At 65.0% G+C, this 20971-nt stretch carries 20 protein-coding genes; 12 read left to right on the top strand and 8 right to left on the bottom strand.

Annotation, left to right across the window (positions count from 1 at the left end; translation table 11 throughout):
• The first annotated feature begins 32 nt into the window (after positions 1 to 32).
• The 6 genes from NCN05_RS04010 (at position 33) to NCN05_RS03985 (ending at position 6995) form a co-directional block, all read left to right on the top strand.
• Entirely contained in the window at positions 33 to 1496 is a 1464-nt protein-coding gene (locus tag NCN05_RS04010) for a phosphoglucomutase/phosphomannomutase family protein (protein ID WP_250397085.1), read from the top strand.
• Complete coding sequence (gene rdgB / locus NCN05_RS04005) at positions 1493 to 2074, top strand: RdgB/HAM1 family non-canonical purine NTP pyrophosphatase (RefSeq protein WP_250397084.1); 582 nt, start codon at positions 1493 to 1495, stop codon at positions 2072 to 2074. The genes NCN05_RS04010 and rdgB overlap by 4 nt, the downstream gene beginning before the upstream one ends.
• Before the next feature lie 69 nt (positions 2075 to 2143).
• Complete coding sequence (locus NCN05_RS04000; protein WP_250397083.1) at positions 2144 to 3181, top strand: class I SAM-dependent methyltransferase; 1038 nt, start codon at positions 2144 to 2146, stop codon at positions 3179 to 3181.
• Positions 3181 to 4236 carry a Glu/Leu/Phe/Val dehydrogenase dimerization domain-containing protein gene (locus NCN05_RS03995; protein ID WP_250397082.1) on the top strand — a complete coding sequence of 352 codons (1056 nt, stop codon included), beginning with the start codon at positions 3181 to 3183 and terminating at the stop codon, positions 4234 to 4236. Before NCN05_RS04000 ends, NCN05_RS03995 begins: the two co-directional genes overlap by 1 nt.
• Positions 4233 to 5423, top strand: a complete 1191-nt coding sequence (locus tag NCN05_RS03990) for an FAD-dependent oxidoreductase (RefSeq protein WP_250397081.1) — start codon at positions 4233 to 4235, stop codon at positions 5421 to 5423. The genes NCN05_RS03995 and NCN05_RS03990 overlap by 4 nt, the downstream gene beginning before the upstream one ends.
• Before the next feature lie 18 nt (positions 5424 to 5441).
• Positions 5442 to 6995: a BCCT family transporter gene (locus tag NCN05_RS03985; protein WP_250397080.1), complete on the top strand. Its 1554-nt coding sequence runs from the start codon at positions 5442 to 5444 to the stop codon at positions 6993 to 6995.
• Positions 6996 to 7007: 12 nt separating this feature from the next.
• Here NCN05_RS03985 and NCN05_RS03980 read toward each other — a convergent pair whose 3' ends face one another.
• The 4 genes from NCN05_RS03980 to fabI form a co-directional block, all read right to left on the bottom strand.
• A complete protein-coding gene (locus NCN05_RS03980) occupies positions 7008 to 7709 on the bottom strand; it encodes an SIMPL domain-containing protein (protein ID WP_250397079.1) in 702 nt (233 codons plus the stop codon).
• 74 nt (positions 7710 to 7783) lie between these two features.
• On the bottom strand, positions 7784 to 9262 hold the full coding sequence (locus NCN05_RS03975) for a carotenoid oxygenase family protein (RefSeq protein ID WP_250397078.1): 1479 nt from the start codon (positions 9260 to 9262) through the stop codon (positions 7784 to 7786).
• A gap of 60 nt (positions 9263 to 9322) precedes the next feature.
• The gene (gene hisB / locus NCN05_RS03970; RefSeq protein ID WP_115081626.1) at positions 9323 to 9931 is read right to left on the bottom strand and encodes an imidazoleglycerol-phosphate dehydratase HisB; all 609 of its coding nucleotides are present in this window, start codon (positions 9929 to 9931) and stop codon (positions 9323 to 9325) included.
• A 29-nt stretch (positions 9932 to 9960) separates the two neighbouring features.
• Positions 9961 to 10743, bottom strand: coding sequence for an enoyl-ACP reductase FabI (gene fabI, locus NCN05_RS03965; RefSeq protein WP_025362030.1), 783 nt, complete (start codon positions 10741 to 10743; stop codon positions 9961 to 9963).
• Positions 10744 to 10826: 83 nt separating this feature from the next.
• Here fabI and NCN05_RS03960 point away from each other — a divergent pair, with 83 nt between their 5' ends.
• Positions 10827 to 11738 carry an FAD-binding domain-containing protein gene (locus NCN05_RS03960; RefSeq protein WP_250397077.1) on the top strand — a complete coding sequence of 304 codons (912 nt, stop codon included), beginning with the start codon at positions 10827 to 10829 and terminating at the stop codon, positions 11736 to 11738.
• A 15-nt stretch (positions 11739 to 11753) separates the two neighbouring features.
• Positions 11754 to 12194 (top strand): hypothetical protein, encoded by a 441-nt coding sequence (locus NCN05_RS03955; RefSeq protein WP_250397076.1) that lies wholly within the window; start codon positions 11754 to 11756, stop codon positions 12192 to 12194.
• On the opposite strand, the gene NCN05_RS03950 is transcribed toward NCN05_RS03955, so the two are convergent.
• Complete coding sequence (locus tag NCN05_RS03950; protein WP_250397075.1) at positions 12176 to 12694, bottom strand: hypothetical protein; 519 nt, start codon at positions 12692 to 12694, stop codon at positions 12176 to 12178. The genes NCN05_RS03955 and NCN05_RS03950 overlap by 19 nt on opposite strands.
• A 57-nt stretch (positions 12695 to 12751) precedes the next feature.
• Between NCN05_RS03950 and NCN05_RS03945 the strand changes: the two genes are divergently transcribed.
• Both NCN05_RS03945 and NCN05_RS03940 read left to right on the top strand, forming a co-directional pair.
• Positions 12752 to 13336, top strand: a complete 585-nt coding sequence (locus NCN05_RS03945; protein ID WP_250397111.1) for a thioredoxin family protein — start codon at positions 12752 to 12754, stop codon at positions 13334 to 13336.
• Positions 13337 to 13355: 19 nt separating this feature from the next.
• Positions 13356 to 14597: a DegT/DnrJ/EryC1/StrS family aminotransferase gene (locus NCN05_RS03940; protein ID WP_250397074.1), complete on the top strand. Its 1242-nt coding sequence runs from the start codon at positions 13356 to 13358 to the stop codon at positions 14595 to 14597.
• Here NCN05_RS03940 and NCN05_RS03935 read toward each other — a convergent pair.
• On the bottom strand, positions 14576 to 16009 hold the full coding sequence (locus NCN05_RS03935) for an FAD-binding domain-containing protein (RefSeq protein WP_250397073.1): 1434 nt from the start codon (positions 16007 to 16009) through the stop codon (positions 14576 to 14578). The two genes, NCN05_RS03940 and NCN05_RS03935, sit on opposite strands and share 22 nt — an antisense overlap.
• Positions 16009 to 16569, bottom strand: a complete 561-nt coding sequence (locus NCN05_RS03930; RefSeq protein WP_250397072.1) for an NUDIX hydrolase — start codon at positions 16567 to 16569, stop codon at positions 16009 to 16011. The genes NCN05_RS03935 and NCN05_RS03930 overlap by 1 nt, the downstream gene beginning before the upstream one ends.
• Before the next feature lie 61 nt (positions 16570 to 16630).
• Here NCN05_RS03930 and NCN05_RS03925 point away from each other — a divergent pair, with 61 nt between their 5' ends.
• On the top strand, positions 16631 to 18361 hold the full coding sequence (locus NCN05_RS03925; protein WP_250397071.1) for an ATP-binding cassette domain-containing protein: 1731 nt from the start codon (positions 16631 to 16633) through the stop codon (positions 18359 to 18361).
• Here the strand turns inward: NCN05_RS03925 and folK are convergent.
• Positions 18303 to 18788: a 2-amino-4-hydroxy-6-hydroxymethyldihydropteridine diphosphokinase gene (folK, locus tag NCN05_RS03920; RefSeq protein WP_250397070.1), complete on the bottom strand. Its 486-nt coding sequence runs from the start codon at positions 18786 to 18788 to the stop codon at positions 18303 to 18305. The two genes, NCN05_RS03925 and folK, sit on opposite strands and share 59 nt — an antisense overlap.
• A 38-nt stretch (positions 18789 to 18826) precedes the next feature.
• On the opposite strand from folK, the gene NCN05_RS03915 reads away from it, so the two are divergent.
• Positions 18827 to 20935, top strand: coding sequence for a magnesium chelatase subunit D family protein (locus NCN05_RS03915; RefSeq protein WP_250397069.1), 2109 nt, complete (start codon positions 18827 to 18829; stop codon positions 20933 to 20935).
• The last annotated feature ends 36 nt before the right edge of the window (positions 20936 to 20971 follow it).

Below are 20971 nucleotides of genomic sequence, written 5' to 3'. Positions count from 1 at the left end.
GCTGCTAGATCCACTGAAGTGCAGGCTGTGCCATGGCATCGGCTCCCCTCCCTCTGAGTCCAGCTCCGATCAAGTTCGGCACCGATGGCTGGCGCGGGATCACCGGCGTCGACATCACGGTTGAGCGGTTGTTGCCCGTTGCCGCTGCCGCGGCTCAGGAGCTCGCCCATCGCGCCCCAGAAGGTCTCAACAGCCGAACGGTGGTGATCGGTTACGACCGGCGCTTTCTGGCTCCAGAACTGGCGGAAGCCATCGCAGCCGCTGTGCGGGGTTGTGAACTGGAACCCCTGCTCACAGACACCGCTGTGCCCACGCCGGCCTGCAGCTGGGCCGTGGTGGAGCGCAAAGCCCTGGGAGCGTTGGTGATCACCGCCAGTCACAACCCACCGGAATGGCTGGGGCTGAAGATCAAAGGGCCCTTTGGTGGATCGGTCGAGGGAGACTTCACGGCCGCTGTCGAACGACGTCTGGCGGCCGGCGGCATCACGGCACCGATCAAGGCGGAAGTCCCCCGGTTTGATGGGCGCGGCGAGCATCTGGAAGGACTGCGCCGCAAGTTGGACCTCAGTGCCCTGGTTGACGGCCTCAGGGCCATCAACCTCAAGGTGATCGTCGATCCGATGCATGGATCAGCCGCCGGCTGTGTGACGGAGCTGCTCGGCCCCGAAGCCGCTGGCGTTGTGGAAGAGATCCGCAGCGAACGTGATCCCTTGTTTGGCGGTCATCCGCCGGAACCCCTGGCGCCCTACCTCGGGGGGTTGATCGCGGCCGTGAAAGCCTCAACGGCCGCCGGAACTCCTGCGGTGGGATTGGTGTTCGACGGCGATGGTGACCGCATCGCGGCCGTGGATGAAACCGGCCGGTTCTGCAGCACCCAGCTGCTGATGCCCCTGTTGATCGATCACCTGGCCCGAGCCCGCCAGCTGCCGGGCGCCGTGGTCAAGACCGTGAGCGGCTCGGATCTGATGCGGCTGGTGGCGGAGGCCCAGGGACGCAAGGTTCTGGAGCTCGCGGTGGGCTTCAAGTACATCGCCGCAGAGATGCTGGCCGGGGATGTGCTGATCGGCGGCGAAGAATCCGGTGGCGTGGGCTTCGGCATGCACCTGCCCGAGCGGGACGCCCTGTTCGCGGCGATGCTGGTGCTGGAAGCCCTGGTGGAAGGAAAGCAACCCCTGGGTGCGCGTCTGGATGCACTCCAGCAACAACATGGAGGCAGCAGTCACTACGACCGACTCGACCTGCGCCTGGCCGACATGGAGGCACGCCGACGGCTCGAGATGCGGCTGGACCAGAGCACGCCCTCGACCGTCGCCGGCGCAGACGTGCTGGAGGTGATCGGCACCGACGGGATCAAACTGAGGATGGGACCGAACCACTGGCTGATGCTGCGCTTCTCCGGCACGGAACCGCTGCTGCGGCTCTACTGCGAAGGGCCGGATGCCGAGCGGGTGAACGAGGTTCTCGCTTGGGCCCGACAGTTTGCGGAGGCCGCATGAAGACCCTTGTGATCGCCAGCGGCAACGCCGGCAAGATTCGTGAATTCCAGGGTCTGCTGCAGGCCCTGCCCGTCAGCGTGCAACCCCAGCCAGAATGCTTGGAGGTGGAGGAGACAGGCACCACCTTTGCCGCCAACGCCCGGCTCAAGGCTCAAGCTGTTGCCGCCGCCACAGGGGAATGGGCCCTGGCCGACGATTCAGGCCTCAGCGTTGATGCGCTTGATGGCGCTCCGGGTGTTCATTCCGCCCGCTACGCCCCCACCGACCCGGAACGCATTGCCCGGCTGCTGGAGGCCCTGAAGGGCTCAGACCAACGCCGGGCCTATTTCTGCGCGGCGCTCTGTGTCGCCGCCCCAGACGGCACCATCCTGCTGGAGGTGGAAGGTCGCTGCGACGGCTTGATCACGGCCGCACCCCGGGGAGATCAGGGTTTCGGCTACGACCCGATCTTCGAAGTTGCTGGAACCGGCCGCACCTTCGCGGAGATGCCGTTGGCGGAGAAAAAGCAGCATGGCCACCGCGGCAAGGCCTTCAGCCTCCTGGAACCCAAGTTGCGCCAGTTGCTCGAAGCAAGCTGAAGAGGAACCACCGATTCCCTGGCCTCCAGGCCATGGTCTGTACGGTGAGGCCTGCCGCTGACGAGGTCCATGGCCATCGCCATGACCACGGGTTACAGCGCGCAGACCGAGGGCGCTCTTCTGTGCATCGAAGCCGCCTCGGACTGGGCCCTGACTTGTGTGAATCAACTGGCTGTCGCTGACAGCCATGTCCTGATCGATTACGGAGCTGCCGACGGTGGAACCGCCGTTGGGCTCTGGAACCAGGTGCTGGATCGCCTGCATGCCAACCAGCCGACGGCGCACCTGACGCTGATCGGCAACGACCTGCCGAGCAACGACAACATTGCTCTGGCCAACAACCTGGCCCTGCAGATCCCCCGGGATCCGAAACCAACGGTGCTGGTGAGTGCCCGCAGCTTCTACGAGCCCTCCGTGGCGCCGAACTCGGTGAGCTTCGGTTTTTCCGCCACGGCCATGCACTGGCTGAGCGCCTCCCCCGGCCCCCTGAACAGCCACACCCATGTGTTGGCGTCCGGTGATGCCGACGCGCTTCAGCGCTTCACCGCCCAGGCGATGAAGGACTGGAACTACATCCTCGAGCTGCGCAGCCGCGAACTGAAGGTGGGCGGCCGCTTGCTGACGGTGAATCTCTCCCGTGATGAAGCAGGGCTCTATCTCGGCCACAACGGCGGCGAAACCCGCAACGTGCACGACCAGCTGCACCAGATCTGGCGGGGCATGGCCGAGGAAGGCCTGATCAGCCAGGAGCAGTACCAACAAGGCACGGTTCTGAACTTCTACAAGTCCCCCGAGGAGTTCATGGCTCCGCTGAAGGACGAGAGCAGCGCCGCCTACCGCAACGGCCTGCGGCTGGTGGACGAGCGCACCGTTTACGTGAAGTGCCCCTACCGACGCCGCTGGAACGAGAACGGTGACACGGCGACTTTCGCCGCCGGATTGATGGCGACGATCCGCAGCTGGAGCCGCCACAGCTTCGCCAGTGCTGCCGGCGACACCGCAGCAGACACGGTGTTCGAGCGGCTGCAGCAGCGCATCGCCGAAACCCCCAGCGAATGGAGTCTCGACTACGTCGAGCACCACCAGATGATGGAGAAGGTGGCCTGATGAGCAGCGGCAAGAAAACAGCGCCGACCGTGTCGGTGCTGGCGGAACACGTCTCCGATCACCTCTCGGTGTTCGTGGTGGCGGAAGACACCGATGCCAAGCGCCCCGCCAACGGAGGCCTGCGGGTGCTCAATTACCCGAGCGATGAGGCCTGCATCGCCGACGGCCAGCGGCTGGCGGGGTTGATGACCCACAAGCACGATCTTTACGGCACCGGCTTCGCCGGCGGCAAGATCGTGGCCCGGGCCGCTGAACCCGATGCCGTCAAGGATGAGCTGATCAGCGTCACCGCCGAGCTGCTGGAGTCGCTTGACGGCGCGATGATCACCGGCTGCGATCTCAACACCAGCCTGGAGGACATGGAGCGTCTGACGGCGCTCACCCCCCATGTGCTGGCGGCAGTCGGCAGCCCTGTGGACGCCAGTGCCGCCACCGCCCACGGCACCCTCGGCGCTGTGGAGGCCGTTCTGGACAAGGACCTCAACCACGCCCGCCCCGGCCGGGCCCTCGTGCACGGCTGCGGTGCCGTTGGTGGCACCGTTGCCCGCCATCTCGTCGCGCACGGTTGGACCGTATTCACCGTGGATCTGGACCGCGAGAAAGCCAGTTTTCCCGGCGCGACGCTGCTGCCGGACAGCTGCGCTTGGTGGGAACTGAACCTCGACCTGCTGCTGCCCTGCTCGATCTCCGGGTTGATCAACGCCGAAATGGCGACGGCGTTGAAAACCCCCGCCGTGGTGCCTGCCGCCAATGCCCCGTTCCAGCAACCCCAATTGGCGGATGACCTGCGTCGCCGCGGTGTGCGGGTGCTGCCGGACCCCCTGGTGAATGCAGGAGCTGTGATCGCTGACTCAATCGAGCGGTTCTCCCCCGACGCCTGGAAAGACGCTGGTGCCAAGGACGTCTACGCCTTCGTTCGCGATGAGGTGCGCCGACGGGCCAGCGAGTATCTGAATCAGCGCGAACAGGGCCTGTCGGTGGGTGCAGCCCTTGAGGAGGTGGCTGCAACACCCTCCACCGAGCCCATCGGCCTCAGCTTTGGAGAAAGCGAATGAGCGCACCAGCGTCCCTGCCCAGCCGGGCAGCCGTCGTGATTGTTGGCGGCGGCATGGCCGGCCTCAGCTGCGCTGCATCCCTGGCCCGCCGTGGCGTGCGCGATGTGGTGCTGCTGGAAGCTCAGACCCTTGCCCACGCCAAAGCCAGCAGCTATGGCGAAACCCGGATGTTCCGGGAGATGTATTCCGACCCGGTGCTCTGCCGTCTCGCCCAGGAGGCCAACCGCCTCTGGCGCGAGGAAGAAAACCACGCCGGTCAGCAACTGCGGGAGACCCACGGCCTGCTCTTTTACGGCGAAAGCTGGGATGAAGAGACGATCGAGGGGTCGATCCCCGGGGCCCGACGGGTCATGGACGATCAGGGCATCCCCTATGAGGCCCTCAACGCCGACCAGATCGCGGCCCGTTTCCCGCTGAAGCCGAAGCCGGGCTTCACCGGACTGTTCGAGCCCACCGCCGGCGCCGTGCGCAGCGACAGGGTCGTGGCCCACTGGATCAACACCGCCCGCAATGCCGACCATCAGCTGATCGAGCACTGCCCCGTAGCGGGCCTCGATACCGATGGCGGTGGCGTCACCTTGGAGAGCGGCGAACACATCGCCGCCGGACAGCTGGTGGTGGCCTGCGGGATCTGGAGCCAGCTGTTGCTGGCCCCTCTGGGCCTCTCACCCAAACTGGAGGTATGGCCCATGCTCTGGGCTCACTACACGGTCGACCCGGCACTGGCCGATCGCTACCCCCAGTGGTTCTGCTTCCAGCAGGAACGCGGCGATGACGGTGGCCTCTACTACGGATTCCCCGTCCTCAGCCAAACGGCGGATGGCCGCCCCCGGATCAAGGCGGGCATCGACTGGGCTCCGCGGGAGCTGCGCGTCGCCGAACCCAACGCCATGGTGACCCAACCACCCGCTCGCCTGGTGGAGCTGCTCGACACCTTCCTGTTCAACGAACTGGAGGGTGTGCAGGAGCGGGTGGAGACCGTGATCAGCCCTTACTCCATGGCCAGCGACGTGAACTTCGTGCTGGACCGGCTCACCCCGAAGCTGAGCCTGTTCGCAGGAGGCTCCGGCCAGGCCTTCAAGTTCGCCCCCCTGATCGGTGATTCCCTGGCACGCCTCGCCAGTGAAGAACAACCAGCGGTGGATCTCTCCTGCTGGAGCCACCAACGCACCGCCGTCCGCGCCTGACCCCTCACCCCTCATCCGATGTCTGACACCCCCGCGAACCAGCGCTCCTGGTGGCGCCAGCCCCCCCTCTGGGTGGGTGCTGCTCCCCTGCTGATCTTTCTGCTGGTGTCGGCCATCGACCTGGCGCTGGCCAAGCAATTCACCGACAACGGCAAAGCCGTGATCAGTGATGTCCTCGGCGGGGTCTGGCAGTGGATGGTGGTGCTGCTGTTTCTGATCGCGCTGATCCTGGCCATCAGCCCAGTCGGCAAACTCCGGCTTGGAGGAGCGGAGAGCAAGCCCAGTCTCAAATTCTTCGACTGGTGCGCAGTGCTGATCTGCACCCTGCTGGCGGGGGGTGGTGTGTTCTGGTCGGCAGCCGAACCGCTGTATCACTTCCAGACCCCATCCCCGGTGTTTGCGGGGGTCGAGGGCAGCACAGCCGCAGCGGTGGATCCAGCCTTGGCGGTGAGTTTTCTGCACTGGGGCTTCCTCGCCTGGGCCCTGGTGGCCACCACCACCACGATCACCTTCTCGATCCTGGAGCGACGCGGTGAACCCCTGCGTCCACGCACACTGCTGGTGAACATCTTTCCGCGCAGCTGGGTGGATGGTCGACTCGGTCACCTGGCGGATGGGTTGTCTGTGGTGGCCGCAATCGCCGGCACGGTTGGCCCCTTGGGTTTCCTCTCGCTGCAGCTCAGCAATGCCGCAGGGCAACTGCCCTGGCTCAGCGACAGTGCCGGCTTGCAATCCCTGGTGGTGGTGCTGCTGACCGCCGTCTTCGCGACCTCCACCGTCAGCGGCATTCATAAAGGCATCAAGTGGCTGTCGGAGCTCAATGTGTGGCTCACCCTGGCCATGGCAGCGGGCCTGCTGCTGTTGGGCCCGGGCCTCTGGCTGATGCAGCACTTCTTGAGCGGCTTCATCACCTACCTGATCCACCTGCCGCAGATGGCCCTCACTCCCAATGCCGTGCCGGCGAACTGGGTGAACGGCTGGACGGTCTTCTACTGGGGCTGGTTCCTTGGCTATGCGCCCTTGATGGGACTGTTCACCGCCGGCGTCAGCCGCGGCCGCAGCATCCGTGAACTGGTGCTGGCGGTGGCCATCCTCTGCCCGATCGTGACCAACCTTTGGTTCACCCTGCTGGGGGGCACCGGATTGCATCTCGAATTGGCGGGGGGCAGAATCAGCGAAGCCCTGGCCCAGAACGGAGCCGCCGCTGCCCTGCTCACGATCCTCAGCCAACTCCCCCTGGCCGGTCTGCTGATTCCGATCGGCCTGGTGCTGGTGGTGCTGTTCATGTGCACCAGCGCCGACTCAATGAGTTACGCCGCGGCCATGGTGGTGAGCGGCCGCAACGAGCCCCCTGCTCTGCTGCGCCTGTTCTGGGCCTTGATGATCGGCAGCCTCACCTTGGTGCTGCTACGCATCGGCTCGGGCCTGGGGGACAGCACCTCCATCGATGCCCTGCAGGCCTTCATCGTGATCACCGCGGTGCCGGTCACCCCCTTGGTGCTAGCCACCCTCTGGAGCGCGCCACGGCTGGCCTGGAAGGAATGGCGGCGCACCACGGTCACTCAACAGTGATCCCGATGCCAGTCAACGCAGGCAGTAGTTCAGTTTGAGAGTGAGGCTCTGACTTGGCTTGGGAGCCTCCCCAGGCCTGAAGCTTGCCTCCCCCATGCGGGCCACCATCGGCATGGGTCGATGGATCGAACCCCGCTGGTCAATCATCAACAACTCCACCTCGCGCAGGCCGAGAGCCCGTGCTGTGGTCTGAGCGCGACGTCGCCCCGTCTCAAGAGCTTGTTTGAGCAACTGATCAGCTAATGAGGCACGGCTGTCGCTGGACGCCAAGGATGTCATTCCCTGCAGTCGCAATCCCGGCAAGCCACCGGCGGCCTGGATCAGTGCGTCGTAATCGTCACGGCTCAACTCGCCTGTGATGGTGGTGCTTGCCCGCTCCAGTCGTGATCCCGCCGCGCCTCCCCCAACGGCATAGCTGCGGGGTGCAGGGATGGTGAGCTGACCCAGGGCGAGTGGCTGAATGGCCTGACGCGCCTCTGCCAACCGGGCGTTCAGGGCGCTCAGCGCAGCGTCCTTACTGAGATCTTCAGCGTCGAGCCCGAGCGAGAAGCGAAAGCGATCGCTACGGCTTGTTCCACGCTCATTCACCTGGATCTGAAGCAGGGTGCCATCGCAAACGCGTTCTGCAGCCCTCAGGGGGAATGGCGCCACAGCACTCAGCCCGGAGAGGACGGCCACGGCGACCGTGGCACCGCTCCAGAGTCGAGAAGTCATGCCGAGCCTTCTGTTGGATCCTCATGCTGGCGAACTTGGAGCGGCAAACCCTGCTCAACCGTGACCGGCCTGTGTCAAGCCGTGACTGAACCCGCCGCCCAGCTCCCGTGCAGGCCATGGGGAACCGCCAACGGCAGCTCAAGCACCGCCACCTCCGACAGATCACGGGCGTTGAGGATCACCAGATCGGATGCGGCCCGGGCCCCGTTCCACACCAGATCGAGCACCCAGCCGTCGTCCTCTGCCTCAGCACCGGGACGACGCACCATCAACGGCTCACTCACAAAGCCCCTGGGCGCCGCACTCCAGGTGTGGGTCTCCCCGGAATCCAGATCAAGTTTCTGGATGGCCTGCAACGGATCGTTGCCCCTCTCCCGCTCCGCCACCGCCATCCAGGCGAAGCGGGCGCTGAGGCCCTGACGCTCGGGATTGACCATGGCGAACTCACAGGTGCGCTCGCTGATCCGCTCGGTCTGCACCGATTCACGGCTGAGATCGAGGCGGCAACGGTGCAGGATGCCCTCCGGCACCGTGTCGAAATTCACCTCGGCGAAATCCTCATCAGGTCCGATGGACGGGAAATCGTCGTAGACGATGCTCTCCACCACAACGTGATCGCCATCCTCAAAGGCATTGAGGTGATGGAAGACGAAACCGTCGGGAGCTTCGAGGATGCGGGGCTTCTGACCAGCGAAGCGGCCGGAATCGCGGGGAATCAGCCAGAAACGCCCCTTGCCGCCGGGTTGAGATGCCAGGCACTGGGCCGCACCCTTTTCGCCGGTCACAAACGGCAGGGGATTGAAGGCGATGGCGTTCTGGAGGAACACCGCCCAGTTGGGGGTGATGGCGAAGTCGTGAAGGAAGGCGAAGCCGGGGAAGCTGTCGGAACGGTCGTGCAGCAAGGCGCCCGCCTCCGGGCCATCGGTGGCGAACTCCATCAGACGGATGGTGCTGCGGGGGCCGGTCTTGACCCCGAAGGTGACCATGCAGGGCCGTCCGTTGTGGCCGGGATCGAAGCGGGGGTGAGCACTGAAGGCCTCGCCCTTTTTCAACACACCATCGAGGCGTGACAGGCCACGGGTCTCCAGGCTGCGGGGATCGAGCGCATGGGGTTCCGCCGCCTCCCAGAGGGCCAACAGCTGATCACCCAGACGCACCACGTTGGTGTTGGCGATGTTCTTCAAGCGCAGGTCAAAGGCGTTAGCCAGCCGACCACCCGGCTTCTGACTGCCGAACACGCCTCGGTAGAGCACCTTGCCGGCCTTCTCCTCCGCCAGCCAACCCTCAGTACGCACAAAACGGTTGCTGAGGCAGACGTTGCCGTTCTCAAATCGCATCGCCGCGATCATGCCGTCGCCATCAAAGGGGTGATGAACGCGATGTCCATCCCGCTCAAGACGTCCGGGGCCATTGCGATACAAGGTGCCCTGAAGTTCGGCAGGAACCACGCCACGCACCGGCGTCAGCGCCACGTCGGTGAGTTCCTGCTCAACGTTCACAAAGGCGCTGGCCCAGTCGCTGCGGTCGTAGCTGCGGGCGGGGGCGACGGTCACGGGCGAACGATCAACGTTCGCCCATCTTCTCGTAACGGACTGTGAAGCGCGGAGCTGCCCTCAGCTGGCGCCGGCCTGCTCCAGCACCCCTTTGCTGCTGGGGATGGCGCCGGCCCGGCGTGGATCCACCTCCGTGGCCATGCGCAGGGCCCGGGCAAAGGCCTTGAAGCAGGCTTCAACGATGTGGTGGGAGTTGGCCCCATCCAGCTGACGGATGTGGAGGGTCAGGCCGCTGTTGTTGACCACGGCCACAAAGAACTCCTTAACCAGCTCGGTGTCGTATGTGCCGATCTTCTGGCTGGGAATCGCCAGGCTGTAGCTGAGGTGGGGGCGCCCGGAGCAGTCCAGGGCCACCTGCACCAGGGCCTCATCCAACGGTGCCACAAAGTGACCGAAGCGATGGATGCCACGCCGGTCCCCCAGGGCCTGGGCCAGGGCCTGCCCCACGGCAATCCCCACGTCCTCGTTGGTGTGGTGATCGTCGATGTGGGTGTCTCCCACCGCATTGATCTCCAGGTCGATCAGGCCGTGGCTGCTGATCTGATGAAGCATGTGGTCGAGAAACGGCACACCGGTGCTGGCCTGGCACTGACCGGAGCCGTCCAGATCCAGACGCACCTTCACATCGGTTTCACCGGTGACCCGATGGATCGTTCCCTGACGTGCCATCACCCGAGCTTCAGTGCCCTCATCGTGCCTCACATTCCGGTGACGCAGTAGCCCGCATCCACGTAGATGGTCTGACCGGAGATGCCGCTGGCCAGATCGCTGAGCAGGAAGGCAGCGGTACCACCCACTTCCATCTGAGTGACGGTGCGGCGCAGGGGAGCCTTCTCCTCCACGTTGTGGATCATGTCGAGAATGCCGCCGATGGCGGAGCTGGCCAGGGTGCGGATCGGGCCGGCGCTGATGGCGTTGACGCGCACCTGCTTTTCGGGGCCCAGCTCTGCCGCCAGATAGCGAACGGACGCCTCCAGAGCAGCCTTGGCGACGCCCATCACGTTGTAATTGGGGATCGCCCGCTCAGCACCGAGGTACGAGAGAGTGATCACACCGGCCTTCTCGCTGAACAGCGGCTTGGCATGGGCGCAGAGGGGCGCCAGGGAATAAGCGCTGATGTCGAGGGAACGGGCAAAACCCTCAGCGGTGGTGGCGCTGTAGTCACCGATCAGCTCTTCCTTGCCGGCAAAGGCCAGGCAGTGCACCAAACCATCGAGAACGCCCCACTTCTCCTTGATCTCGCCGAAGACCTCAGCCATCTGGTCGGCGTCCTGCACATTCAGAGGCAGGAACAGGCTGGGCTCCAGGGGAGCGGTGAGTTCGCGCACCTTGGCCTCAAAGCGGCCCTTGTCGTCAGGCAGGTAAGTGATGCCGAGTTCAGCACCGGCCGCCTTCAGCTGCTGAGCGATGCCCCAGGCGATCGAACGGTTGTTGGCGATGCCGGTGACGAGAATCTTCTTGCCGGTGAGATCAAGCAGCATCGGGACAGACCGGAACGGGTTGAATTCGCGCGATTCTCCCCCATCCCCCGCCAAGATCACCGCTCCTTTGCTGACAAAGGCCGGTGCCCAGCGCTGCGTCACCATTGATCAACGGCGACCTGCCGCGGCAATTCGCGTCCCGCGATGCCCTCAACACCCTGTTGGCGCAAGAGTTCCCAGGGGCGGAAGGGGAGCTCAGCCCGATCCGCGGTGGGCGTGAAGCAGCCGAAGACAAACTGCGGCGCATTGACGCGATGCGCTACGCCAAAAGTCGCAATCACCTCAAGGGTGCGGTCACCGGGCTGTCTCCCTACATCCGTCACGGCGTGCTGAGCCTCGCGGAGGTGCGCGATTCAGTTTTTGCACGGATCCGCAACCGCGATGAGGGCGGAAAGCTGATCAACGAACTCGGCTGGCGGGACTTCTGGCAACGGATGTGGCTCGATCTGGGGGATGGCATCCATGACGATCAGGAACCGTTCAAAACGGGCCATGACGCCGGGGCCTATGCCCGGGAGCTGCCGGCCGATGTACGGGCAGGAAGCACGGGACTGGCCTGCATGGATGGCTTCCGCGATCAACTGGTAACGACCGGCTGGCTGCACAACCACGCCCGCATGTGGATGGCCGCCTGGCTCGTGCACTGGCGACGGGTGCACTGGAAAGCCGGAGCCGACTGGTTCCTGGAGCACCTGCTGGATGGCGATCCGGCCAGCAACCATCTGAGCTGGCAGTGGGTGGCCAGCACCTTCAGCCACAAGCCCTACTTCTTCAACCGCGGCAACCTGGAGCGCTACAGCGACGGGCACTACTGCGACAGCTGCCCCAGTGCAAACAGCTGCCCATTTGAAGGCAGCTACGACCAACTGGAGAACCAGCTGTTCTCCGCGATGCCGGCCATACGGGAGACCGGCAACAACCGCAACCAACAGCGCAACCGCCAACGCCGGAGCAGCGGAGGCGCCAGTGCCGCCCTGGCCCGTCCCAAGCGATAAGCAGGAGATTCCTCGATGACATTTCAACGCCCAATCCTCTGGATTCACGAGGAGGCCCTTGGTGCCAACAACCCAGCGCTGCAGGCCTGGCCCGAGGCACCAGCGGTGTTCGTGTTCGACAGCCGCTGGATCCAAGAGGCACGAATCAGCCGCAAACGGCTCGGCTTCCTCTACGAAAACGCCCTCGACCTTCCCCTCACCCTGCGCAAAGGGGATGTAGCCGATGAGGTCCTGGCCTTTGCCCGCCGCCATCAGGCCGATGGTGTGGTGAGCAGCAGTGCGGTGGATCCACGCCTGGAGCGCATCGGTGAGGCCATCGATGCAGAACTGCCGCTGGAACTGCTGGACCCCGAACCATTCGTGGAACTGCCGCGGCCACCCCGGCTGGGGCGGTTCAGCCGCTACTGGCGCGACGCCGAAGCGGTGGTGTGGGAGGGCTACTCACCAACCCGTTGATCCCTCAGCAGCTGCCGGGCCCGCTTCAATTCCTCCACGGGATTGGTGAGCAGGTCTTCCTCCTCGAGTGAGGGCAGCTGCACGGGAACAACCTGATTGTCGTTCCGGGGCGGCTCGATCCACTGCCAGCGGTCTTCCGGAGCGCGCGCCTGGCACAGAGCTTTCAGCTCGCTCTTCAACAGGCCACGCACATCGCGCCGGGCCACGGCATCAAAAAACTCCTGACGGGTCGCCAACCCGGAACTGAACGGAGTGGATCCATTGCCGTTGAACAGGCGGGCTGGATCCGGCAGCCATCGGGGACGACACACCCCCGGGAAGCTGGTGTCTGTCTCCAGATAAATGTGGAGCCCGTAGCCATCGGGCTGGTTCACCACAGCCACCCCGTCATGGGGGGAATGGCGCTCCAGAGGGAACAATCGCCAGCTGGACGGTTCCTTCGGAGCAGCGCAGGCCCCCAGCAGCAGGGCGATTCCCCAAAGCAGACGCAGGCGCGGCATCCATCACCACCGGAGGTGGCCATCCTGAAGCAGATTCGCCGCATCTGCCCGCGCCTTATGGCCCTCACACCATCCACGATGCTGGCGCTGGGAACAGGCCTGCCCGGTTTTGATCTTCCCCAGGTCAAGGGTGGTCGGCTGAACAGCAGGTCTCTGGACCAACGGCCCGTGCTGCTGATGGTGCTTTGCGCCCATTGCCCGTTTGTGAAACATGTGGAGCCCGAAATCACTCGGCTGGACCACGACTTCAGCAATGCGATGCAACTGATCGGTGTGAGCAGCAACAGCCTGATCACCCACCCCCAGGATGGGCCGGAGCAACTGGCGGACCAGGCCAGGCACCACGGCTGGAGCTTCCCTTACCTGCTGGATGAGCAGCAAACCCTGGCCCGAGCGCTCAGGGCCGCCTGCACGCCGGAGTTTTACCTGTTTTCACCTGATGGCGAGGGCATGCAGAGCCTGCGCTATCGCGGCCAATTGGACGGAAGCCGACCCGGCAACGATCAGCCCCTCGATGGTCGTGACCTGCGGGCCGCCCTCGAGGCCGTGCTGACGGGATCTTTGGTGAATCCAGACCAGACCGCCTCGGTGGGGTGCAATGTGAAGTGGAACCCCGGACAGGAGCCGGAGTGGTTCGGCTGAGCCACTTAAGCTTTGCTTTATGAAAGTACCTCCCTTCAGCCTCAGCCAGCAGATCGACGATCTTGGTGTGGACCTCGAAGAGGCGGTGCTCGAGGTGTTGCGCAGCGGTCAGTACATCGGTGGACCGCAAATCAAACGCTTCGAGGAAGCGTTTGCCACCAGTGTTGGCTGCGAGCACGCCGTGGGCTGCAACAGCGGCACCGACGCTCTGATCCTGGCCCTGCGCGGCCTGGGCATTGGTGCCGGCGATGAGGTGATTACCTGCTCGTTCAGTTTTTTCGCCACAGCTGAGGCCATCAGCGCCGTCGGCGCCACCCCGGTGTTCGTGGATGTCGACCCCAGCACCTACCTGATCGATTTCGATCAGATCGAAGCTGCGATCACCCCCGCCACCAGGGCCCTGATGCCGGTGCACCTGTTCGGGCGCGCGGTAAACATGACCCGGCTGATGGCCATTGCCGAACGCCATCAGCTGAAGGTGATCGAAGACTGCGCCCAGGCGACGGGAGCCCGCTGGCAGGGTCAGGCGGTGGGCAGCTTCGGCAATGCGGGCTGCTTCAGCTTCTTCCCCACCAAGAACCTCGGTGCAGCGGGAGATGGTGGTGCCGTCACCACCAGAGATGCCCAACTGGCCCAGGCCATGCGCGAGCTGGCCGTGCACGGAATGCCCGAGCGCTACCTGCACACCAGCCTTGGCTACAACAGCCGGCTGGATGCGATCCAAGCCGCGGTGCTGAACGTGAAGCTGCCGAAGCTAGAGGCGTGGATCAGCAAGCGAACCGCCATCGCCAAGCGTTACCGGGATGCCCTTGGCGATCTCCACGGGCTCACCCTGCCGACAGCCGACGACGGCCACAGCTGGAACCAATTCGTGGTGCGCATCGGCAGTTGCCCCAGCGGCCAGCCGCTCTGCAACGCAAGCTGCAACCCCTCCACCACCAGTGCACGCCACTGCATCCCCGAGAGCTGCTGCCGCGACTGGGTCAAGCAGACCCTGCAGGAGCGTGGGGTGAGCACGATCATCTACTACCCCATTCCAATCCACCGGCAGCCGGCCTACGCCCATCTAGGCTTGCAACAGGGCTCCTTACCGGTGACGGAACAGCTCTGCAGCCAGGTGCTGAGCCTGCCGATCTTCCCTGAGTTAAGTGGCCAGCAGCAAGAGGCTGTTATCGACACGGTGCGCCAGCTGCTGGCGCCCAACGTGCCGGCCCAGTTCCGTCGTACCGACGACGGCGATCAGGACCGGATGGTGGCGTAAAGCGCTTTAAAACGAGCCTGCTGCTTCTTGTGATCCACCAGCGGTTCTGGATAGTCGCGCCGTTCCAGAGCTCCGATCTCACCGCTGAGCAGATCCTTGGTGTTCACATGGCGAAGCTCCGGCACCCACTGGCGGATGTAGTCACCGGCTGAATCAAATTTGGAGGCCTGGGTGGCGGGGTTGAAGATGCGCAGGGGCTTGGGGTCCATGCCGCTGCTGGCGCTCCACTGCCAGCCACCGTTGTTGGCGGCCAGGTCACCGTCCACCTCCAGTTCCATGAAGGCGCGCTCGCCCCAGCGCCAGTCGCAGATCAGGTCTTTGACCAGATAGGAGGCCACGATCATGCGGCAGCGGTTGTGCATCCAGCCGGTCTGGTTGAGCTGGCGCATGGCGGCATCAATGATCGGCATGCCGGTCTGCCCCTCCTTCCAGAAGTCGAACCAGTCCTCGTTGTTCTCCCAGGGGAAGCGGCGCCACTGCTCGCGGTAGGGGCCATTGGCCAGTTCCGGGAAATGAAACAGAGCCTGCTGGTAAAACTCGCGCCAGCCCAGCTCCTGCTCCCACACGGCGATGGCTTGCAAGTGCTCCTCGCTGCGGGCTTGCTCACGGGAGTCCTGGGCGGCACACCAGGCCTGACGCGGGCTGATGGTGCCGACGCTCAAGGCAGCACTGAGGGTGGAGGTGCCTGCGATACCGGGGAAATTGCGGTCAGGCTCATAACCGAGCAGCGGCCCATCACAGAAGCTGTTGAGTTGGGCCAGCGCCGCCGCTTCTCCAGGGCGACAAGGGCAGATCTCAGCGCCCTTGAAACCATGGCTCTCCCGCAGAGCCTCAAGGGCCTCACCGGCCGGCAGCTGTGCAGGATCGAGATCCACCAGTCCGGTGGGGGCGGCAACGGTGCTGGGTTGCTTGGCCAGCACCTGGCCGCGCCAGTTGCGCAGGAACGGGCCATAGACGCGGTATGGGTCACCACCACCGGTCTTGAGCAGCTCCGGAGCGATCAGCAGCTGATCCCAATCCACCACCACCTTGCGGCCATCGGCCTGCAGTTTTTTGGCCACCTGGCGGTCCCGCTCACGGGCATAGGGCTCCACATCGCGGTTCCACACCACAGCTTCGGCACCGATCTGCTGCGCCAGCTGCGGCAATACCGCCACCGGGTCTCCCTTGACGACCAGCAATCGGCTGCCGGCCTCCCGCCACCGCTGCTGCAGTTCCACCAGGCTCTCGATCAAAAACCACAGCCTGGCCGGCGCCATCGGCGGCAAATTTTCAGGCGGGTTGATCAGCTGCGGGTCGAGCACGTACACCCCCGTCACCGCCGGACTGATGTCCGTAGCAGCCACCAAACCAAGGTTGTCCGCCAGGCGCAGGTCGCGGCGGTGCCAGAACAAAACGCGGGAGCTGGTCATCAGAGGCCGAGGAGCTGCTTGGCACGGAACCAAGCCGTAACACTTTTGCCATCGAGCCATTCATCCCCCGATGCCAATGCTGCATCCAGCTGAGCTGGGCTCATCAGCACCACCTCCAGATCTTCGTCGTCATCGCCGGCTGGCGGGTTCTCCAAGGGCGAGAGCTCCCGGGCCAGGAAGCAGTGGATCACTTCATCGGAATAACCAGGGCAGGGGAGCATCGGCCCCAGTACATCCCAATGCGCAGCGCTGTAGCCGGCTTCCTCCCCCAGCTCCCGCTGCATCGATTCCAATGGATCTTCGCCATCTTCAAGCGTGCCGGCAGGGAATTCGAGCAGGCGGGCCTGAACCGCAAAGCGGTACTGACGCAGCAACACCACCTGGCCATCGTTGGTGATCGGCACCGCCAGGGAGGCGCCTGGGTGACGGATCATCCCAAAGGTGGCCTCGACACCCATCGGCAACTTGATCCTGTTGCGCTCGAAACGGAGCTTGCGAGCATCCACCACTTCAACGGTGTCCAGCAGCTCGAACGGTTCCGGCGACGGCAGGGGCGCCATGGCTCAAGGGCATTGCTAGGGCCCAGCATGGCGGGTAAACCCAGCCCCCGTGTCGTCTGCCTTGACCGAAACAGGCCCGCAACCACTGCCCCGTCGGCGCCAGGTCCAGCTGCTCAAGGCCCTGGCCCTTGAGGCGGGATGGCGCCATCTGGCTCTGCTGAGTGGCCTGAGCACCCTCAACAGCTTGCTCGATATCGCCGGCCTGGGTCTGGCGGTGACGCTGCTGCTGGGATCAGGCTCCAGCACGGACGCCGCACCCCTGATCGGCGGCCTGCCCATTGCCGCCAGCCTCGGGCTGCTGGTCGGCCTGATCCTGCTGCGGGGTCTGATCCAGGCCCAGGTCGACATCAACCGGGAACGGCTGCGCTCCGGCTTCACCGATCGACTTCGGCAACAGCTGCTGCATGAAGTGTTCGAGGCTTCATCGGCCCAACTCGACCGGCTGGGACGCGGTGAGCTGCTCGCCCTGCTGATGGCCGACATCAACCGCACGGCACTGAGCCTGGATCAGGCGGTGCGCATGGGGCAGTCGCTTCTGGCGGTGACGATCTACCTCACCAGCGTGCTTCTGGTGGGCCAGGCCACCGCCTGGCCGCTGTTGCTGGCCCTGTTGGCCACCACTGCAGCGGCGTTGCTGCAGCGCTCCGGCAGTTGGGGACTGGGGCGGATCCAGAGCCGCCTCAATGCCGCCTTGCAACGCACCGTCGGCGATGGGCTGCATGGCCTCAAGGCCCTGCGCGCAGCAACGGCGGAGGCCTGGCTGCTGCAGCGCTTCGCCAGGGAAACCGCCGAAGGACGCTGGCTGCTGCGGGAACGGGTGCGCCGCCGGGCCAGCTTCAACGCCTGGCGCGACACCCTGGTGGTGGCTGTCGCCGGTCTCTGGATGCTGCTCCAGGGCGAAACTCTGACGGCCGAAGTCCTCACGACCACCCTGGTGCTGGCCTACCGGGCCAGCGCATCCCTGAGCACGGTGGTGCAGGCTCGCCGGCTCTGCCTGGGGAACCTGCCGGGCTATGAAGCACTGCGGCAACGGCGCGGTCAACTGATCCCCCGCCAAGGCGAAGCCAGCGACCTCACCATCACTGACGACACGCTGTCGAGGCTCAGCCATCAACGCTGGCATCAGTTGCAGTGGAGCCGTCGTGATGACGGAACACAAAGCCTGGATTCCCTCTGCCTGCGCGCCAACGGACTGGTCGCGATCACCGGACCCTCCGGCAGCGGCAAGACCACCCTGCTCGATCGGATCTGCGGGTTGCTCCGCGAAGAAGACAGCCATTGGCAGCTGAGCTGCGATGGGGGGGCCTGGTCGCTGAGCGGGCTGGCCGGCGCTCGGCAGATGCACCAGCTGATCGCCTACGCGCCCCAGAACGCGGTGCTGTTTGAAGCGAGCCTGCGCGACAACCTGCTGCTAGGAGCGAATCGGCACCAAGACGACATCGAGACCTGGCTGCAACGGCTGGGGCTGGCCCACCTGCTTCAGCGCCAGGGCGGGCTGGATGCACCGCTCGCCCTGGCGCAAGATCCCTTCTCCGGCGGAGAGATTCATCGGCTGGGGCTGCTGCGGGCCTGGCTCCGCGACAAGCCAATCGAGGTTCTCGATGAACCGACGGCTTTCCTTGATGCCAAGGCCGCTGAGCAGGTTCGTTCGGTGATTCGCGAACGCGCCGAGCAACGGCTGATGCTGATTAGCAGTCACGACCCGGAGCTCCTGGCCCAGGCCGATCAGGTGATCACGGTGCAGCCGAGCCCTGCATCGCTTCCAGCAACGGCGCCAGCACGAAACGCCTGAGATGCAGGCGTGGATGCGGGAGCTGTAGGCGCGGGTGCTCCAGCCGCAGCTCACCCCAAAACAGCAGATCCAGATCGAGGCTGCGCGGCCCCCAGAGCTGTTCCCGCGATCGGTCGCGGCCGAACTGCTGTTCCAACCGCTGGAGCTCATCCAGCAATTGCAGTGCGGAGGCCTCGCTTGGCGAGGCTCGCAGCCCCTCCACCAGCATCACGGCATTGCAGTAGCGGGGCTGGTCCGGGGGGCCACCTACGGGGGCGGTGTCGTGCAGGGATGACCAGCGGCAAACCAGCTCCTGATCGGACCAGACCCTGAGCAGATCCTCCAGCAAAGGCCGCACGGCCACCAACGTCTCGCGCGGCGATCCCGCCGCACTGGGTCGGTTCGCCCCCAGCGCCACCGCAACAGAAGCGTCATCGATGGAGGGCATCAGCGAGACTGGCGCGCACGAACGGGCTGAACGCGTCCATGGTGGCAACCGGAGTAGCGGTGAAGGACGACCAGGCCACCCGCGCCTTTCCGCTGGCAGCGATCACGGGCCATGGCACGTTGAAGCTGGCCCTCCTGCTGGCGGCTGTGGATCCTGGATTGGGCGGTGTGGTGATCGCGGGGGGACGCGGCACCGGCAAATCAGTTTTGGCTCGGGGGCTGCATGCCCTGCTGCCCCCGATCGACATCCTCGATGCCGAAGGGGGTGTAGGCCGCAACCTCGATCCCCAGAACCCAGAGGAATGGGACGACACCACGCGTGAGCGGATCACAGGCGAAGCACCGTCCACGGTCATTCCCGCCCCCTTCGTGCAGATCCCCCTCGGCATCACCGAAGACCGTTTGGTGGGAGCTGTGGACGTGGCCGCTTCACTCTCCAGCGGCAGTGCAGTTTTTCAGCCGGGACTGCTGGCGGATGCCCATCGCGGCGTGCTCTACGTCGATGAGCTCAATCTTCTTGACGACGGCATCGTCAACCTGGTGCTGGCGGCGGTGGGCAGCGGCGAAAACCGAGTCGAACGGGAAGGTCTCAGCCTCAGCCACCCCTGCCGGCCGCTGCTAATCGCCACCTACAACCCTGAGGAGGGCAACGTCCGCGATCACCTGCTGGACCGATTCGCCATCGCGCTCTCCGCCAACCAGCTCGTGAGCACCGAGCAGCGGGTGGAGATCACCAACGCTGTGATCAGCCATGGCCAGTGCAGCCGCAGCTTTGCTGAGAAATGGAGCGAAGAAACCGATGCTCTGGCCACCCAGCTGCTGCTGGCCCGCCAATGGTTGCCGGATGTTCAGATCAGCGGCGAACAGATCGAGTACCTGGTGACTGAGGCCATCCGCGGAGGCGTCGAAGGCCATCGTTCCGAGCTCTACGCCGTGCGGGTGGCCAAGGCCCATGCAGCCCTCAGCGGACGGGATGAAGTGGAGGCAGACGACCTCCAGGTGGCCGTCGCCTTGGTGATCGCGCCGCGTGCCTCGCAGATGCCCCCCCCGGACCAGCAGATGGAGCCGCCGCCACCGCAGGACCAGGAACCACCGCCGCCGCCCCAGGACCAGGGCGATCAGCAGCAGGACAACCCGCCACCACCACCGGAGGGGGCCGGCGAAGAGGACAACGACCCGCCGGAGGACAACAGCGACGACGACAACACCGACGACGACGAGGGTGACGGCGAGGAGGATCAAGCTCCACCGGCGGTGCCCGAGGAGTTCATGCTCGACCCCGAAGCGATCGAGGTGGACCCTGATCTGCTGCTGTTCAATGCCGCCAAAGCGAAAAGCGGCAACAGCGGCAGCCGTTCTGTGGTGCTCAGCGACAGCCGCGGACGCTATGTGAAACCGATGCTGCCCCGCGGACCGGTGCGCCGCATCGCCGTCGACGCCACCCTGCGGGCAGCGGCGCCATACCAAAAGATTCGCCGGGAACGGGAACCGGGCCGCTCGGTGATCGTTGAAGAAGGCGATCTGCGCGCCAAGTTGCTGCAGCGCAAGGCCGGAGCCCTAGTGGTGTTCCTCGTGGATGCCAGCGGCTCGATGGCCCTAAACCGGATGCAGAGCGCCAAAGGCGCCGTGATCCGACTGCTCACTGAGGCCTACGAAAACCGCGATGAAGTGGCCCTGATCCCCTTCCGCGGTGATCAGGCCGAGGTGCTACTACCTCCAACCCGCTCGATTACGGCGGCCCGCCGCCGCCTGGAATCGATGCCCTGCGGCGGCGGTTCACCACTGGCCCATGGCCTCACGCAAGCAGCCCGCGTTGGTGCCAATGCGCTGGCCACAGGGGATCTCGGCCAGGTGGTGGTGGTGGCCATCACCGACGGTCGCGGCAACGTACCCCTGAGCACCTCCCTAGGCCAACCCGAACTGGAGGGCGATGAGAAACCCGATCTCAAGCAAGAGGTGCTGGACGTCGCTGCCCGCTACCGGATGATTGGGATCAAGCTGCTGGTGATCGACACCGAGCGGAAGTTCATCGGCAGCGGCATGGGCAAAGACCTGGCTGAAGCCGCAGGCGGCAAATACGTTCAGCTGCCCAAGGCCAGCGATCAGGCGATTGCAGCAGTTGCAATGGACGCCATCAGCAACATCTAAAACGCACGATATCGGGTCGAAATCACACCAATATCC

The sequence above is a fragment of the Synechococcus sp. MU1651 genome, from assembly GCF_023630635.1.
Lineage (GTDB): Bacteria > Cyanobacteriota > Cyanobacteriia > PCC-6307 > Cyanobiaceae > Parasynechococcus.
This window is presented reverse-complemented; position numbering and strand designations above follow the sequence as displayed.